The following is a 15,701-nucleotide window of genomic DNA, read 5'->3' as shown; positions in this document are numbered from 1 at the left end:
GACCATGAAGTTACCGCGGGGTAGTCTCGGGTCCAGCCGGAGCGGCCGCGCCCGGCCCTGTGAAGGGGGAACCATGCCTCGTACGCTGACGGTGTCCGACAGCATCGTCGTCCGTGCCCGTCCCGCGGAGGTCTACCGGCGCGTGTCCGATCCCGCCCGGATGGGGGAGTGGAGCCCGGAGAACCTCGGCGCCACCGTACACGGCGGCGCCCGTGAGTCGAAGGTCGGGATGGTCTTCGACGGCCGCAACAAACGCGGTGCCTTCCGCTGGACCACCCGGTGCACCGTGACGGCGCTCGAGCAGGACCGGCTGTTCCGGTTCCGGGTGCATGCCATCGGTGTCACGCGGCCGCGGCTGCCGGGGCCCATCGCCACGTGGGAGTACCGCTTCGAGCCCGTACCGGAAGGGACCCGGGTGACCGAGACGTGGACCGACGACCGCCGCTCGTGGCCGGACTTCGTGGCGAACGCCTTCGACCGGGTCGCGACGGGCGGAAGCGTCTTCGCCGACTTCCAGCGCAGGAACATCGGCACGACCCTGCGCAACCTCAAGAAGGCCCTGGAAACCGGCTGAACCGCCGGGCTCCCGGTTGATCACGGGCCCGCCCGCCCCTCACCGGTTCGGGTGGTTCTCCGTACCGGCCGATTCCTCAACGCACCCCTTCCGACCGGCTCGTATGCCCGTCGGGCACGTCTGCGACGTCAATCCGCGCGTTTGCTCAGGCTGTTGCCGAATGCGAGAAAAGGGCGGCGCAGGCGCGATTGCCTGAGGCAACGAGGGGAGCAGTACGTGGGCGGTATCACTCTGGTGACGGACGAGCAGGCCGCTCCGCGGCCGGCTCCGGTCCGCTTCGAGAAGACGAGCCGTCCCGAGCCGGAAGGCCGGGACATCGCGAGCGGGCCGCCGCCCTCCGCCGAAGTGGGTGCGGCGCCCGCGGAGTTCAGCCCGCGCCGGATCCGGCTGGTGTTCGTGGGGCTGATGCTGGCGCTGCTGCTCGCCGCGCTGGAACAGATGATCGTCGCCACGGCGCTGCCGAAGATCGTCGGGGAACTCCAGGGCCTGGACCGGATGTCGTGGGCCATCACGGCCTATCTGCTCACCTCCACCATCGGGCTGCCGCTCTACGGCAAGCTCGGTGACCTCTTCGGCCGCAAGAGCGTCTTCCAGTTCGCCATCGTGGTCTTCGTCATCGGTTCCGCGCTGGCGGGCTGGTCGCGCACCATGAACGAGCTCATCGCCTTCCGCGCGGTCCAGGGGATCGGCGCCGGCGGCCTCATGATCGGTGTGCAGGCGATCATCGCGGACATCGTGCCGCCCCGGCAGCGCGGCCGCTTCATGGGGCTGATCGGCGCGGCCTTCGGCCTCGCTTCCGTCGCCGGACCGCTGCTCGGCGGATTCTTCACCGACCATGCGTCGTGGCGCTGGTGCTTCTACATCAACGTCCCGTTCGGGCTCATCACCATGGCTGTCATCGCCGTCGTGCTGAAACTCCCCAAGCCCAGGGTCCGGCCCCGCCTCGACGTGATCGGCGCCGTGCTCCTCGCCGCGGCCTCGACCTGCCTGGTGCTGCTGACCAGTTGGGGCGGCACCGAGTACGCCTGGGACTCCCGGATGATCCTGGGTCTCGCCGTCGGCGCTGCCGGAACGTCCCTGCTCTTCGTGGTCGCCGAGCACCACGCGGCCGAACCGATCATTCCGCTGCGGTTGTTCCGCGACCCGGTGTTCACGGTCACCGCTCTGGTCGGGGCCGTCGTCGGCATCGCGCTGTTCGGCGCCGCCAGTTACCTGCCGACCTACCTCCAGATGGTCGAGGGCGCCACCGCCACCGAGTCCGGGCTGCTCATGCTGCCGATGATGGGCGGGGTCGTCGTCGCCTCCATCGTCTCCGGCCAACTGATCAGCAGGACCGGCCGGTACAAGGTCTACCCGGTCCTCGGCGGGGCACTGTCCACCCTCGGCATGTGGCTGCTGTCCCGGCTGGAGACCGGCACGACCCAGCTCGCGTACAGCGTGTGGATGGCCGTCCTCGGCGTCGGCATCGGGCTCGTGCTGCCGGTGCTGGTCCTCGCCGTGCAGAACTCGGTGCGGCCCACCGACCTCGGCACCGCCACCAGCGCCAACAACTACTTCCGGCAGATGGGCGGCAGCATCGGCGCCGCCGTCTTCGGCACGGTCTTCGCCGGCCGGCTTGCCGATGCCCTCGCCGACCGGCTGCCCGCCGGCGCCGGGCTCCCCGACCCCTCCGCCATCACCCCGCAGCTGGTGCACTCCCTGCCGCCGGCCATCAGGGACGCGTACATCGCGGCCTACGCCGAAGCGATGCCGCGGATCTTCCTCTACCTCGTGCCGGTGCTCGCCCTCGGCCTGCTCATCGCCTGCTTCCTCAAGGAGAAACCGCTGGTGTCCCACAACGCTCCCGCAGCCGATCCGCTGCTCTCCGAGGCCCTCCCGCAGCCGCTCCCCGGCGAGGTACCGGCAGCACGGACCTCGACCTCCGCCTCCGAGCCCGGCGGACTGCCCGTCTGCGGAACGGTCCGGCACCCCGACGGCAGCACGGTCCCCGGCGCCGCCCTGACCCTGATCGACGTGAGCGGCCGTCAAGTCGGCCGGAGCGCCGGCGGAGCCGACGGACGCTTCGCACTGAGCGTGCGCGGCCCCGGTTCGTACGTCCTGATCGCGGCGGCCGGCGGCCATCAGCCGCAGGCCGTCAGCGTGACCGTGGGCGAGCGGCCGGTCGAGCTCGACGTGGTGCTCGGCGGCGCCGGACGGCTCGCCGGCGCCGTCGTCACGGCCGACGGCACCCCGGTCCGCGACGCGGCCGTCACCCTCACCGACGTCCGGGGCGAGGTGGTCTCCTCCACCCGGACCGACCCGGAAGGCATGTACGTCATCCCGGACCTGGTGGCGGGGGAGTACACGCTTGCCGCGAGCGCACCGGCGTTCAGGCCGGCCGCACTGCCGGTGAGCGTGCAGGCCTCCCGCGAGACCCGCCAGGACGTGGAGCTCGCCGGCGGCGCGGTCCTGCGCGGCACGGTGCGCGCCGCCGCGGGGAGGCCGGTCGAGGACGCCAGGGTCACCCTGCTCGACTCGGCCGGCAACGTGGTGGACACCCTGACCACCGGTTCGGACGGGACCTTCCGCTTCATCGACCTGCCCTCGGGCGAGTACACGGTCATCGCGGCGGGCTATCCGCCCGTGGCGACGGTCCTGCAAGTCGCGGGCGGCGCGCGCACCGAGCGGGACGTACGGCTCGGACACGAGGACTGACGGCCTGCTGCTCGCCGTCCTCACACTGGTCGGGGCCTGGGGGATCGTGCCGTCAGTACACGGCGATCGCCCGGTCCTCGATCCGGTGGACCCGGACCGGGGTGTCGAAGATGCCGGTCAGCACCTCGTCGCGCATGAGTTCCGCCGCGCTCCCGGAGGCTGCGATCCGGCCTTCGCGCAGGGCGATGATGCGGTCGGAGTAGGCGGCCGCGAAGTTGATGTCGTGGACGATGAGCACGATCGTCTTGCCGAGTTCGTCGGCGGCCTGCCGCAACTGCCGCATCATGCGCACCGAATGCTTCATGTCGAGGTTGTTCAGCGGCTCGTCGAGCAGGATGTAGTCCGTGTCCTGGGCCAGCACCATGGCCACGTACGCCCGCTGGCGCTGCCCGCCCGAGAGCTGGTCGAGGTAGCGGTGGCTCAGCTCGCCGAGCTCCAGGAACTCCAGGGCCTGCTCCACGAGGGCGGTGTCGCGGGGGGTGGTCCGGCCCCGGCTGTGCGGGAAGCGGCCGAAGCCGACGAGCTCGCGGACGGTGACCCGGGCCGTGAAGTGGTTCTCCTGGCGCAGCACGGACAGGATCCGTGCCACGTCCTGGGACTTGGCGGTGTGCACGTCGATCCCGTCGACCGTCACCGTTCCGGCCGTCGGCTCGCAGATCCGGCCGAGCACGGTGAGCAGCGTGGACTTCCCCGCCCCGTTCGGGCCGACCAGCGAGGTCACCCCGCCGGCCGCGATGGTCCCCGACACGGGTCCGAGCACGGTCCTGCCCTGGTACTCCTTGCGGACGTCGCGGAACTCGATCACAGGGATCCCTTTCGGAGCAGGTGGGCGAGGAAGAGGATGCCGCCGAGGAACTCGATGACCACGGTGAGCATTCCGGACGCGTAGAAGACGTGCTCCATCACGAACTGGCCGGTCACCAGGGTCAGCAGGCCCATCAGGAAGGCCAGCGGCAGGACGACCGCGTGCCGGTGCGTGCCCGCGAGTTGGTACGCGAGCGTGGCGACGACGAAACCGAAGAAGGTCATCGGGCCGACCAGCGCGGTGGACAGTGCGAGCAGCACCGAGACCAGCACCAGGGACCCGGTCAGCTCCGCCTTGTACGGGATCCCGAGCCCGGTGGCGGTGTCCCGGCCCAGCAGCAGGACGTCAAGGCGGCGGTGGCGACGCCACACGAGGACTCCGATCACCGCGCACACGCCGAGCGCGAGCGGCAGATGGGTCGGGTCGGCGGCGCTGAGCCGGCCGAACAGCCGGGCGGAGAGCACGTCGTACTGGGACGGGGACAGCAGCCGCTGGAGGAAGGTCGACAGGCTGGCGAAGGCGAGCCCCAGGCAGACCCCGACGAGCAGCATGACGTGCAGGTTGCCGAGGCGCCCGGCGAACAGGGAGCGGAAGAGGAGCGTGGAGAAGCAGACCATCAGGCCGGTCTGGGCGAGGAGTTTGGGCAGCCCGTCGGTGGCGGCGAGCACGCTGCCGCCGAACACGAACACCGTCAGGGTCTGCATCAGGGTGTAGACGGACTCGAAGCCCATGATCGACGGCGTCAGCAGCCGGTTCCGGGTCACGGTCTGGAACAGCACCGTCCCGACGGCCTGGCAGAACGCCGCCACGGCCATCGCCCCGAGCAGCGTGAGCCGCCGCTCGAAGGCGAAGGCGAAGGAGCCGCGGACGAAGAGGAAGAGGAAGGCGGCGACGGCGGGCACCAGCAGCCCGGCCGCGATCAGGACCCGGGTGCGCGGGGCGGGCGCGCGCAGCCCCGTAGGGACCGGAAGGAACGAGAGCTCAGCCATGGAGGGTCCGCCGCTGTCGCAGGATCATGCCGATGAAGAGGGTGGCGCCGACCGCGCCGAGGATCACCGAGGCCGGGATCTCCAGCGGGAAGACCACCACGCGCCCGATCAGGTCGCACAGGGTCATGAGCGCGACGCTGCCGATCACCACCCAGGGCAGGTTGGCCCGTACGTCGTCGCCGCGCAGGAGGGAGACGAGGTTGGGGACGACCAGGCCCAGGAAGGGGACGAACCCGACGACGATGGTGGTGACCCCGGTCGCCAGGGCCACCATCGACACCCCGATGAGCAGGATCCGTTCGTGGCGCAGGCCGAGGTTGGTGGCGACGTCCTTGCCGAGTCCGGCGATGGTGAACCGGTCGGCGGCCAGATAGAGGCCCGCCACGATCAGGCCGACGACCCACAGGGGTTCGTACTGGCCGCGCACGATGCCGCTGAACCCGCCGGAGCGCCAGGTGGTCAGCATCTGCAACAGGTCGGCGCCGGAGGCCAGGTACAGGGTGAGCGCGCTGACCACCGAGCCCAGCATGATGCCGACCAGCGGGACCACCACCGAGGAGCGCAGCCAGACCCGGCGCAGCACCCCGAGGAAGGCCATGGTCCCGGCGAAGGCGAAGGCACTGGCCGCGCCCATCCGTACGAGGACGGGCGCGGCGGGGGCGAACAGCGCGAGCAGCAGGATGCCGAGGGCCGCCCACTCGCTCGCCCCGGTGGTGGTCGGCTCCACGAAACGGTTCTGCACGAGCATCTGCATGATGACGCCGCTGACTCCCATCGCGGCGGCCGAGAGGACCAGGGCGAGGGTCCGGGGGACGCGCGAGATGAGGAACATGTCCCGCGCGTCCGGGTCTTCGAGCAGGGTGCGCAGGGAGATGTCGTACCCGCCGACGAACAGGGAGGTGACGACGAGGGCAGCGGTCCCGCAGGCGGCGGCCAGGAGCGGGAGGCTCTTGCGCATGCGCCTGGGGGCGGGCGTGGGCGGGGACACGGGTGGGGACACGGGCGTGGACACGGGTGGGGGCATGTGCGTGGCTCCGGCGCGGGCGGCTGTGGGGTCAGCTCTTGGCGGTGAAGGCCTGGGCGACCTGGCCGAAGGCCTCGGTGTAGGCCTGGATGCCCTCCGTGACGTAGAAATCGGGGGCCAGGTGCACGATCTGGTCCTTGGTCCGGAAGGTGGTCTTCGCCCAGGCCTGCTGGCCGTCGACGAGCGTCTTGGCCGGGGTGGTGTCGCCCTTGCCCACGGCGGCGTCGCGGTCGAAGAGGATCATCCAGTCGGGGTTGAGCTGAGCGATGGTCTCGGGGGCCAGGCCGGAGTTGTTGTGCACCGAGGTGCTGTCCTGGCCGGCGGGGTCGAGCACGTTCTTCAGGTCGAGCGGGGCCATCAGGCGGCCGATGCGGCTCGCGCCGTTGTCGATCTTTCCGGCGCTGGCGACGCCGAGGAACACGCTCTCGCCGTTGGTGGCCCGGCCGGCGGCCTCCGCGGACGCGTCGAGGGCGGCGACGAGTTCCTCCGCCTTCCCCTCCTGGCCGAAGATGGCGCCCAGGGTGCGGGTCTGCTTCTTCAGGGAGGCCACGTAGCCGCCCTCGGCCTCGTCGTCGGGGGAGACGTCGATGGTCTTGGCGATCTTGTTGAGCTTGCCGGTGTGCTCCGCGAAGCGGTAGCCCCCGATGATCAGGTCCGGCTCGGCCTCGTTGACGGCCTCGAAGAGCGGCTCGCGGTGACCGCCCGCGTCGGCGACCTTCCCGTCCTTGGCCCAGTCCTCGAAACCGGTCTTGGGGAGCAGGGACTTCGGCACGGCGACCGGGGTCACGCCGAAGGCCCGCAGGGTCGCGAAGGAAGTGTTGTCCAGGGCGGCGACGCGGACCGGCTTGAACGGAACGTCCATCGCGCCGTCGGCCGTCTCGACGGTACGGCTCTGGCCGGCTGCCTCTCCGCCGCTACCGGTGCCGGAGCAGGCGCCTAGTACGAGTACGGAGGCCGTGACCGCAGCCGTGGTGATCGCCGTTTTACGCAGCCGCAGGGAACGCAAGGGTGCCCAACTCCTCAGAATCACAGGTCAGGACGGGGGATCGCCCTGGAACTTAGGTAACCCTAACGTTGACCTGTGGACCGGCAGTGCCGTCCGGGGCGAGCGGTGAGGAGGACGAGCCCAAGGCCTGACGAGGACAGGGCCTAAGTCCTGCGGACGATCCGTCAGGCGGTGTCCTGAAGTACCGGAACGGCCGGCCGCGCCGGATGGCCGTGGAGTCAGCCGAGGCGGGATCCGATCCGCACCCTCATTTCGACGACCGCCCGGCGCAGATCCTCGGGCGGCTCGGTGTCTTCGAGCAGCCCGAGGAGCACCATCAACGCCCGTGCCTCGTCCGCGCTGATGAGCTTCAGGCGCGGCTCGGTCACCCCGTCGAGCAGTACGTCCAGGAGTTCCGTGGTCTCGTCCATGCCGGGAACAACGCCGGACCGGCTCGCTGGTCACCCTGCCCTCGCACGCCGTACCGGACGGGATGCGGCCAAGGCCGAGGGTCCCCGCCGGGCGCGGAGATCACCAGACCGTGCCGAAGAACCGCGTCCACCAGCTGGGCCGCGCCGCGAAAGGCTCCAGAGCGCTGGGGCCCTCGTAGTCGCTCTCCAGCAGCTCCTCGGGCACGCTCACGTAGCCCAGTTCGGCCAGCGCCCGCTCCACGGTGGCGAGGTCGGCGGGGTCCAGCGCCCCCTCCTCCCGGGCCTCGTCCGTGCCGAGGAACGCCCCCGGATTGTCGGCGCAGACCTCGGCGAGGTAGCCGAACTTGCTCACGCAGACGACGATCCGCGTCCCGCAGACCGTCGCGTCCGCGGGCACGTGGACGCGCCCGTACTCGCTGGAGTCCTGGGTGTCCCGCTCGGACTCGCAAGGGGCCCCGAAGTCCGCTTCGAGCCGGCGCACCAGCCCACTGAACGCGAGGCCGGTCGCGGCGCGGTCGTAGTGCAGCGGCCGTTGAAGCCGTTCCGGGTCGTCGAGTTCCTTCAGGAGGGCCAGCAGTTCAGTCTCGCTCATCGCCATCCGTACATCCTGCCGCCCGGTACGAGCGGGCCCTTGCCCTGCTGCGGGGGCACACCCCGCCGCCCGGGCCCTATCGCCCACTCCGCTCCATCAGCGCCGAGCACCGCTTCACCGCGCGGGTCGGGTCCGCAAGTGGAGTTCATGCCACTGTCATACTCACCCCTTGCCACCCCCAGGTCCGCTCGCTGATGATCTGCGCATGCCAGCAGACCTCCGTGCCCACCGCGCACCGGCCCCGCCCCTGCCGCGTCGCGTGCGGATCGGGTACGGGCTCGGCTCCCTGTGCACCGGCACGTTCGCCACCGTGCCGGGGCTGATCCTGCTCTACTACCTGACCAACATCCTCGCGGTCCCGGCGGCCGTCGCCGGGGCGGCGGTCTTCCTGCCCAAGGCGTGGGACGTCCTGATCAACCCCCTGGTCGGCGTGGTGTCCGACCGCAGCCGGCTGCGCGGCGGCCCTCGCCGCCCCTTCCTGCTCGCCGGTGCCTGCACCCTCCCCCCACTGTTCGTCCTGCTGTTCGCGGCGCCCCCGCTGCGCGGTGCGGCCGCCGCCGGATACGTGGCCGTGGTCTTCCTGCTGGCCGCCACCGCGTACGCCGTCTTCCAGGTGCCGTACGTGACGATGCCCGCCGAGATGACCGAGGACCCCGTCGAACGCGGCCGGATCCTCGGCTGGCGCGTGGGCTTCCTGGGCGTCGCGATCCTGCTGTCCGGAGCGCTCGCCCCGGCCCTCGCGCAGGCCGACGGGGGCAGTCCGGCGAGCTACCGGCTGATGGGGGCCGCCGTCGCCGTGCTGCTGGCCTTCGGCATGTTCGGCGCCTGGTTCACCACCCGCTGGGCACCGCGGGCCGCCCGCAGCGAGTCGGAGCCCTCGCTGCGCGCCCAGTTGGCGACCGCCCGCTCCCACCGGCCGTTCCTCCACCTCGCCGGTATGTGGACGCTCCAGGCCCTCGCCGTCGGCGTGATGCTCGCCGGTGTGCAGTACTTCGCCACGTACACCCTCGGTTCGCCCACCGCCGTCACCCCGCTCTTCGCCTGCCTCATCGGCCCCCTCGTCCTCTTCATGCCGCTGTGGAGCGGACTGTCCCGACGGTGGGGCGTGAAGAACGCCCAGTGGGCGGCCTCCCTGCTGTTCCTCGCCGGCGCCCTGCTCCTCGCCCTCACCCCGACGGTCGGACCCGGTCTCGGCTACGCCGCGGTCGCGGTCGTCGGAGTGGCCTACGCCGGACTGCAGCTGCTCCCCCTGACCATGCTGGCGGGCACCCTCGCCGCGGACGCGGCCCGCACCGGCAAGCGCCGTGCCGCGACGTTCACCGGGCTGTGGACGGCCGCCGAGACCCTCGCGTTCGCGCTCGGCGCGGGCGTCTTCGCCCTGGTCCTCACAGTCACCGGGTTCCGCTCCTCCGACGCGGACCACCGGGTCGCCCAGCCCGAGGCGGCCCTCACCGGCATCACGGCGGGCATGAGCGTGCTCCCCGCCGTCCTCACCGCCGCCAGCCTGTGGCTGCTGCACCGGTACCGCGAGGAGCCCGCCGAGGCCACCGCGCACGACCCCGCACCCGTAGCCGCACCCGTACCGTCCGAACCGCCCCGGCAGGAAGAGAACAACACCCGTGTCGACTGAACCCACCCGCGCCCTGCCGGGCGGCCGCACACCGGACGACGTACTCGCCGAACTGCGCTCCCTGCGGGAGGCCGACGCGCCCACCCGGGGCGGCCGGACCTTCGCCTACGTCTACGACGCCGGCCTCGACGGCCTCGACGAGCTGGCCGCCGCCGCGTACACCGCGTATGCCACCGTCAACGGGCTCGACCCGACCGTCTTCCCGAGCGTGGCCCGACTGGAGAACGACCTGGTGGGCGCCGTCGCGTCGGTCCTCGGCGCGCCGGGCGCCCAGGGCACCTTCACCAGCGGCGGGACGGAGAGCATCCTGCTCGCGGTGAAGACCGCACGGGACCACGCGCGGGCCGTGCACGGGATCACCGCGCCGCAGCTCGTGCTCCCGTCCACCGCGCACGCCGCCTTCCACAAGGCCGCCCACTACCTGGGCCTGGAGACCGTCGTCGTCCCCGTCGATCCGGTCACCTTCCGCGCCGACGCCGACGCGATGGCCGCCGCCCTCACGGACCGCACGGCGCTCGTGGTCGCCTCTACGCCCTCGTACGCCCACGGGGTGATCGACCCGGTGCCCGAGATCGCCGCGGCCGCCGCCCGGCGCGGCGTGCTCTGCCACGTCGACGCCTGCATCGGCGGCTGGCTGCTGCCTTACCTGCGGCGGGCCGGACGCGAGGTCCCGCCGTTCGACCTGTCCGTGCCCGGGGTCACCTCGCTCTCCGTGGACCTGCACAAGTACGGGTACGCGGACAAGGGCGCCTCCGTCGTCCTGTACCGGGACGCCGAGCTGCGCCGCTACCAGTACTTCGCCCACGCGGGCTGGCCCGGCTACCCGGTGGTCAACCCGACGGTCCAGGGCACGAAGTCCGGCGGCCTGCTCGCCCAGGCATGGGCGGTGCTCCAGTACGTCGGCGAGGAGGGCTACACCGCGTTGGCCGCCCGGGTGGCCGAGGCATCGGACCGGCTGCTCGCGGGGCTGCGCGGGATCGACGGGCTGCGCGTCCTGGGCGAACCGGCCGCCGGGCTGGTGGCGTTCACGGCCGCAGCCCCCGAGGGCGACGGACCGGAGTCCGAGGCGGCGGCACCCGACCTCAGCCTCCTGCTGCACCTCGCCGACGAGATGCGGGAGCGCGGCTGGTACCTGCAGCCCCAGCTCTCCTTCGACGGTCTGCCGCCGAACCTGCACCTCACCCTGACCCCGGCCACCGTCGGCCAGGTGGACGCCCTGCTCACGGACCTCGCCACCGCCCTCGCGGCGGCCCGCGCGCTCCCGCCGGTGACCGTGGACCCGGGTCTCGTCGAGCTGGCCGTCGGACTCGACCCGGACACTCTCGGGCCCGACGAGATCGCCGCCGTCCTGGCCTTCGCGGGCCTCGGCGGCGACGGGAAACTGCCCGCCCGGACGGCTCCCGTCCTCATGCTGCTGGACGCACTGCCGGGACCACTGAAGGAACGCCTCCTGGCGGAGTTCGTGGGATCGGTCTTCCACATCTGACCGACGATTGCCGGCTGCCGGCTACCAGCTGCCGGTGGCCCGACACCGGCGCCCGCCATGCTCCTTCCTCGACCTTGCGGCAATTACCTCCGGGGTAATCGCACAGCCCAACCGCCCACAGCTACGTTCGCGGTCATCCCCCACCCCGGAACAAAGGAGCCCCGTGGTGCCCGCTTACGGCTTCGCCCATCTCCGCAGCCGCCGCAATCACTCCGACACCGTCGAGTACCTGGAGCGCATCCAGGCGACCCTCGACCCCTTCGCGGGCCGGTTCGTCATCCACGGTCCGCCGGCCGAAGTCGTAGAAGGCGGTTGGCCCGGCAGCATGGTCCTGATCGAGTTTCCCCGGCCTGGCCGAAGCCCGCGCCTGGTACGACTCTCCGCCCTACCAGGCCATCGTGCACCTGCGCACCGACCACATCGAAGGCGACCTCCTGCTGATCGAAGGTGTCGGGCCGGAATACCACCCGGCCGAACGAGCCCGCAAGCTGCAAGCCGAAGCCGGCCAAGCGAACTAGTACTCCAGCTGTAGATCGCTGTTGGGCTGCCGGTGCCTACGCTTTCCGTGGCTTGCGCCGCTTGCCCCAGCTGCCGTGTGGCCGGTTCCGGTCCTGGTCCAGCATCGTCGCGTCGAACTGGGCTTTGCTGGTCACTACTCGTAGTTCAGGCACGAGCGTGGTCGCCGTCGATCGCCATGGGACAGCCGAGGCCCATCCGACCAGGGGCATGGTCTCGTCGTAGTGCGGAGCGAACTGCGCGACGGCGATGGTGGGCATCTGGCAGTTCAGGCTGCGGACGTGTTCGAGGAACATCCCGGGCAGCGCAACGTGGTGGGCTTCCAGGTAGTGCGGGAAGTCCTGGCGCCACAACCAGGTGCCGTCGGTCACCAGGGAGGAGCATCCCTGAGAGTGCCGGTGGGTGCTGCCGGTGATGACGTCGTGTCCGGCTTCCATGACGTCGATCAGGACGTGGCCGGCGTCGAGGTAGGCCACCACGTCCGCCTCGTCCGGCTCGCCGACGGACCCGACGGCGTCGCGGATCGATCCGCTCGGCTGCCCGGAGCGGTCGTCCAGTTCGTCGTAGAAGCCCAACAACCCCAGCACTGCGACTCCTTCTACGAGCCTTTCCGCCCTGCTGGCTCTGACAGGTGCGGCCACCGTTGATCATCGGTGTGTGAAGACAAACGATCACGCGGTGGCCGCAGGTCACAGCGTAGACGCTGCCCGCTGGCAGGAAGCGTTCGAGGGCCTGATGGACCGCATCGCAGGCCGGTTCGCACGGGTCGAACCCCGACGCCGAATACGGAATCTGGTGCTGGGACTGCTCGCGGACCTGCCGCGGAAGAACTGCTGGACCATCGTCGAATGGGCCGGGGAGGCCACTCCGGACGCCATGCAGCACCTGCTGAGCCGCGCCAAGTGGGACGCCGACGCCGTCCGTGACGACCTGCGCGACTACGTGGTCGAGCACCTGCACGACGACCAGGCAGTGCTCGTGGTCGACGAGACCGGCGACGTGAAGAAGGGCATCCACACCGTCGGCGTACAGCGCCAATACACCGGCACCGCGGGGAGAATCGAAAACTCCCAAGTCGCCGTCTACCTCGCCTACGCAGGCCGGCACGGACACGCCGCACTGGATCGAGAGCTCTACATCCCGCGCTCGTGGACCGACCTGCCCGACCGCTGCCGGGCCGCCGGACTCGACCCGTACACCACGTTCGCCACCAAACCCGAACTGGCCACCCGCATGATCACGCGATTCCTGGACTCCGGCCACCATGCACCCTGGCTAGCCGGAGACGAGGTCTACGGCGGCAACCCCACCCTGCGCGCCGCCCTGGAAGACCGCGTCACCGGATACGTGCTCGCAGTGGCCCGCACCCACGAGGTCACCACCGGGGCGGGTAAGTTCCGCGCGGACAACTTGGCCAAGAAGCTCCCCAAGCGAGCCTGGCAAAAGCTGTCCGCCGGAGCCGGAGCCAAAGGACACCGCTTTTACGACTGGGCCCACATCGACCTGCCCAGCACTGCGCCAGGCCACCGCCACCTGCTGATCCGCCGCAACCGAACCACCGGCGAACTCGCCTACTACCGCTGCTACTCACCCAAGCCGGTACCCCTGACAACCTTGGTGCGGGTCGCGGGATCCCGCTGGCGGGTCGAAGAGACGTTCCAGTCCGGAAAAGGTCTGGCCGGACTGGACGAGCACCAGCTCCGCCGCTACACGTCCTGGTCCCGCTGGGTCACCCTCGCCATGCTCGCCCACGCCTTCCTGGCCGTCGTCCGCGCACACGAGCACCGTCTCCGCCCCGGCCCCGACGACCTGATCCCGCTGACCTGCAACGAAATCCAGCGGCTCTTCATCGCCTTGGTCGGCCGACCTGTTCACGCGGCCGACCACTGGCTCCGCTGGTCCCACTGGCGGCGTCGTCATCAAGCCCGTTCTCGGGCCAGCCACTACAGCCGTCAAGCCGCGGGCAAAGCATGATCGTTATCTACAGCTGGAGTACTAGGTCGTGTCCGATGGGTCGTGAAGTCGCTTGGGCGTAAGCGAAGCGGTGAGGCGATGATGTGTGGGTGTTCTACGAAGATCTCAGCGAGTACGACTACCAGGACGAGGATGCGTTCACGGACAGGGATTCGGGCGTCTACGCGTGCTGGTACCGCCCGGCGTACACCCGCCTGAACATCGGTTGGCTGGAGGCCGGCAAGCCGTACTCGACGGGGACGGTCCCCACGGTGTTCGTGGAGAAGCTGAGGGCTGTTCAGGAGGTCCAGTGGATGAACGTCTGCCTCGGGGTGCACGCGTGCGACCTGTGTCCTGCGGATGAGGCTTCGGAAGGAAACGGCGAGGTACGGATTCCGGGCCGGCCCGGCGTTGCTTATGCCGCTCCGTTCCTGATCACGCACTATGTCACCGCCCACGGCTACCGGCCGCCGCAGTCCTTCGTGGATGCCGTTCTCGCTGTTGATCTCGACGCATGGGCCGCCACACGGTGGCCTGACGTTCCCTTTCCCTGGGTTCCGGATGATGCGGAACGCATGCTGGAGTAGCGGCGAGCGAGGCTCACGTGCGCAGCCAGAGCCGTATCGAGGCGACGGTGACCGTTCCGTGAACTGCACGGAAGATCTTTGGTGGGTTGATCGTCCGCTCCACTTCGTTGCGGCGCGATGAATAGGCTTTGTCGCCCCCAAGGTGATCGGGTCGAGTACGCGGGTGTCCGCCCGCGGGCCGCGGAACCGAGATCTGTTCCAACACGGGGATCAGCTGCGGGGCGTCGCCCCATTGACCGGGCGTGATGACGAAGGCGAGTGGGCGAAGCCCGCCCTCACCCACCAAATGGATCTTGCAGGTCAGTCCGCCTCTTGAACGGCCCAGGGCCTCGTCTCCCTGGTGACGGAAGGGAGTGCTTCTTCTGCCGGTAACTTTTGGCGGGCGGGACTGGGCTCCAGCCGCGTGCTGATGAGCCCGGCAGGAGGTGGAGTCCACGCTCACCATGCTCGAGTCGATCCGACCCTCAGCGTCCGCGTCAGCCTGGACGGCGCGCAGGACCTTCTCCCACGTGCCGTCCGCTGACCACCTGCGGTGACGGTCGTGAACGGTCTTCCACCTCCCGAAACGGGACGGCAGGTCCCGCCACGGCAGACCGGTCCGCTGCCGAAAGAGGACCCCGTTGATCACCCTCGGTGACACTGCCTCCGCCCACCCCGACCAACGCTCTCGGCAAATGAGGTTCCAGCCGAGCCCATTCCTCATCCGAGAGATCACCCCGTCCCACGTTGACCGCAACGATCCACCGGAGGCGGAGTCACGCGACCCATCGGACACGCTCCAGGCCGTGCGCGGTCGAGAGACAGGCCTTAGTCGCGCGCCCGTCTGCGGCGCAGGATGATGCCGACGCCCGCCCCGGCCAGAGCCGTTGCCGCCACTGCCGCCGTCGTCCACCAGACGGCCGCACCCGTGGCTGGTTCCGCCGGAGTCTCGGAAGCCTTCGCAGCTGTCGGGGTCGGCGTCGGGGTCTGGGCCTGCGTTCCGGTCGGTGCGGACGACGGCTCCGCGGGGCGGGGGCCGCCGGTGGTCGGAGCCGGATCCACCACCGGTACGCCGACTTCGAGTTCGCCGTGCCCGAGGGCGGGGAAGCCCACGTCCACGCTGATCTTCCAGGCACCGGGCGGCAGGGACTCGGCCGTGGTCCAGCCGGCCGGCGCCGCCGCGGGATCGCGCACCAGCTGCCAGGGTCCCAGCGTGCGGGCACCGTCCGCGCTGACCGCGTTCACGGTGGCGGCGACCGTCTCTTCGACGGCGTCGCCGTCGTTCTCCCAGGTGACGTCCGCGGTGACGTGGCCTTCCCGCTGCCCGGTGACCACCACCTTCACGGTGTTGCCGTGGGCGTGTGCCACGGCCGGGGACAGCAGGATCAGGCCGACGGCGGTCAGGACGGCCTGGAAAGCGATTCGTATGCGCATCGTGGCGTGCTCCGGGTGGGGT

At 70.6% G+C, this 15,701-nt stretch carries 14 protein-coding genes and 3 pseudogenes; 8 read left to right on the top strand and 9 right to left on the bottom strand.

Annotated features, from left to right (window positions below):
• Window positions 1–73: 73 nt before the first annotated feature.
• Complete coding sequence (locus ACFWNV_RS23740) at window positions 74–574, top strand: SRPBCC family protein (RefSeq protein WP_383950468.1); 501 nt, start codon at window positions 74–76, stop codon at window positions 572–574.
• A gap of 216 nt (window positions 575–790) precedes the next feature.
• Entirely contained in the window at window positions 791–3,268 is a 2,478-nt protein-coding gene (locus tag ACFWNV_RS23735; protein ID WP_383950465.1) for an MFS transporter, read from the top strand.
• Between the two features lie 52 nt (window positions 3,269–3,320).
• Here the strand turns inward: ACFWNV_RS23735 and ACFWNV_RS23730 are convergent, their stop codons facing one another.
• The 6 genes from ACFWNV_RS23730 to ACFWNV_RS23705 all read right to left on the bottom strand — a co-directional run bounded on the left by ACFWNV_RS23730 (window position 3,321) and on the right by ACFWNV_RS23705 (window position 8,094).
• Window positions 3,321–4,073, bottom strand: coding sequence for an ABC transporter ATP-binding protein (locus ACFWNV_RS23730; RefSeq protein ID WP_383950462.1), 753 nt, complete (start codon window positions 4,071–4,073; stop codon window positions 3,321–3,323).
• Entirely contained in the window at window positions 4,070–5,062 is a 993-nt protein-coding gene (locus ACFWNV_RS23725; RefSeq protein ID WP_383950461.1) for an iron chelate uptake ABC transporter family permease subunit, read from the bottom strand. Before ACFWNV_RS23725 ends, ACFWNV_RS23730 begins: the two co-directional genes overlap by 4 nt.
• On the bottom strand, window positions 5,055–6,020 hold the full coding sequence (locus tag ACFWNV_RS23720; RefSeq protein ID WP_383950458.1) for an ABC transporter permease: 966 nt from the start codon (window positions 6,018–6,020) through the stop codon (window positions 5,055–5,057). Before ACFWNV_RS23720 ends, ACFWNV_RS23725 begins: the two co-directional genes overlap by 8 nt.
• Window positions 6,021–6,117: 97 nt before the next feature.
• On the bottom strand, window positions 6,118–7,092 hold the full coding sequence (locus tag ACFWNV_RS23715) for an ABC transporter substrate-binding protein (protein WP_383950455.1): 975 nt from the start codon (window positions 7,090–7,092) through the stop codon (window positions 6,118–6,120).
• Window positions 7,093–7,310: 218 nt separating this feature from the next.
• Window positions 7,311–7,502 carry a hypothetical protein gene (locus ACFWNV_RS23710; RefSeq protein WP_383950453.1) on the bottom strand — a complete coding sequence of 64 codons (192 nt, stop codon included), beginning with the start codon at window positions 7,500–7,502 and terminating at the stop codon, window positions 7,311–7,313.
• A gap of 100 nt (window positions 7,503–7,602) precedes the next feature.
• Complete coding sequence (locus ACFWNV_RS23705) at window positions 7,603–8,094, bottom strand: hypothetical protein (protein WP_383950451.1); 492 nt, start codon at window positions 8,092–8,094, stop codon at window positions 7,603–7,605.
• 205 nt (window positions 8,095–8,299) lie between these two features.
• On the opposite strand from ACFWNV_RS23705, the gene ACFWNV_RS23700 reads away from it, so the two are divergent.
• The 4 genes and pseudogenes from ACFWNV_RS23700 to ACFWNV_RS23685 all read left to right on the top strand — a co-directional run bounded on the left by ACFWNV_RS23700 (window position 8,300) and on the right by ACFWNV_RS23685 (window position 11,728).
• Window positions 8,300–9,724, top strand: a complete 1,425-nt coding sequence (locus tag ACFWNV_RS23700) for an MFS transporter (RefSeq protein ID WP_383950448.1) — start codon at window positions 8,300–8,302, stop codon at window positions 9,722–9,724.
• On the top strand, window positions 9,714–11,210 hold the full coding sequence (locus ACFWNV_RS23695; RefSeq protein WP_383950445.1) for a pyridoxal phosphate-dependent decarboxylase family protein: 1,497 nt from the start codon (window positions 9,714–9,716) through the stop codon (window positions 11,208–11,210). The genes ACFWNV_RS23700 and ACFWNV_RS23695 overlap by 11 nt, the downstream gene beginning before the upstream one ends.
• Window positions 11,211–11,244: 34 nt before the next feature.
• Window positions 11,245–11,496, top strand: a pseudogene (locus ACFWNV_RS23690) (hypothetical protein); the annotation flags it as partial.
• A gap of 64 nt (window positions 11,497–11,560) precedes the next feature.
• The gene (locus ACFWNV_RS23685; RefSeq protein ID WP_383950537.1) at window positions 11,561–11,728 is read left to right on the top strand and encodes a DUF1330 domain-containing protein; all 168 of its coding nucleotides are present in this window, start codon (window positions 11,561–11,563) and stop codon (window positions 11,726–11,728) included.
• Between the two features lie 36 nt (window positions 11,729–11,764).
• On the opposite strand, the gene ACFWNV_RS23680 is transcribed toward ACFWNV_RS23685, so the two are convergent.
• The gene (locus tag ACFWNV_RS23680) at window positions 11,765–12,313 is read right to left on the bottom strand and encodes a hypothetical protein (RefSeq protein WP_383950442.1); all 549 of its coding nucleotides are present in this window, start codon (window positions 12,311–12,313) and stop codon (window positions 11,765–11,767) included.
• A 148-nt stretch (window positions 12,314–12,461) separates the two neighbouring features.
• Between ACFWNV_RS23680 and ACFWNV_RS23675 the strand changes: the two genes are divergently transcribed.
• Both ACFWNV_RS23675 and ACFWNV_RS23670 read left to right on the top strand, forming a co-directional pair.
• On the top strand, window positions 12,462–13,700 hold the full coding sequence (locus ACFWNV_RS23675; RefSeq protein ID WP_383950534.1) for an IS701 family transposase: 1,239 nt from the start codon (window positions 12,462–12,464) through the stop codon (window positions 13,698–13,700).
• Window positions 13,701–13,789: 89 nt separating this feature from the next.
• Window positions 13,790–14,266, top strand: a complete 477-nt coding sequence (locus ACFWNV_RS23670) for a hypothetical protein (protein ID WP_383950439.1) — start codon at window positions 13,790–13,792, stop codon at window positions 14,264–14,266.
• Between the two features lie 13 nt (window positions 14,267–14,279).
• Here the strand turns inward: ACFWNV_RS23670 and ACFWNV_RS23665 are convergent.
• Both ACFWNV_RS23665 and ACFWNV_RS23660 read right to left on the bottom strand, forming a co-directional pair.
• A pseudogene (locus tag ACFWNV_RS23665) lies at window positions 14,280–14,991 on the bottom strand (IS5 family transposase).
• A gap of 82 nt (window positions 14,992–15,073) precedes the next feature.
• A pseudogene (locus ACFWNV_RS23660) lies at window positions 15,074–15,701 on the bottom strand (hypothetical protein); the annotation flags it as partial.

This window comes from Streptomyces sp. NPDC058401 (assembly GCF_042722885.1).
Classification (GTDB): Bacteria; Actinomycetota; Actinomycetes; order Streptomycetales; family Streptomycetaceae; genus Streptomyces.
Note: the sequence above shows the minus strand (reverse complement) of the source record. Positions and strands in the feature narration are given on the sequence as shown.

Bases quoted from the DNA above. Each gene is read 5' to 3' on its own strand.
- ACFWNV_RS23740 (WP_383950468.1), top strand. From the start codon at position 74: ATGCCTCGTACGCTGACGGTGTCCGACAGCATCGTCGTCCGTGCCCGT.
- ACFWNV_RS23725 (WP_383950461.1), bottom strand. From the start codon at position 5,062: ATGGCTGAGCTCTCGTTCCTTCCGGTCCCTACGGGGCTGCGCGCGCCC.
- ACFWNV_RS23720 (WP_383950458.1), bottom strand. From the start codon at position 6,020: ATGCGCAAGAGCCTCCCGCTCCTGGCCGCCGCCTGCGGGACCGCTGCC.
- ACFWNV_RS23710 (WP_383950453.1), bottom strand. From the start codon at position 7,502: ATGGACGAGACCACGGAACTCCTGGACGTACTGCTCGACGGGGTGACC.
- ACFWNV_RS23705 (WP_383950451.1), bottom strand. From the start codon at position 8,094: ATGAGCGAGACTGAACTGCTGGCCCTCCTGAAGGAACTCGACGACCCG.
- ACFWNV_RS23700 (WP_383950448.1), top strand. From the start codon at position 8,300: ATGCCAGCAGACCTCCGTGCCCACCGCGCACCGGCCCCGCCCCTGCCG.
- ACFWNV_RS23675 (WP_383950534.1), top strand. From the start codon at position 12,462: ATGGACCGCATCGCAGGCCGGTTCGCACGGGTCGAACCCCGACGCCGA.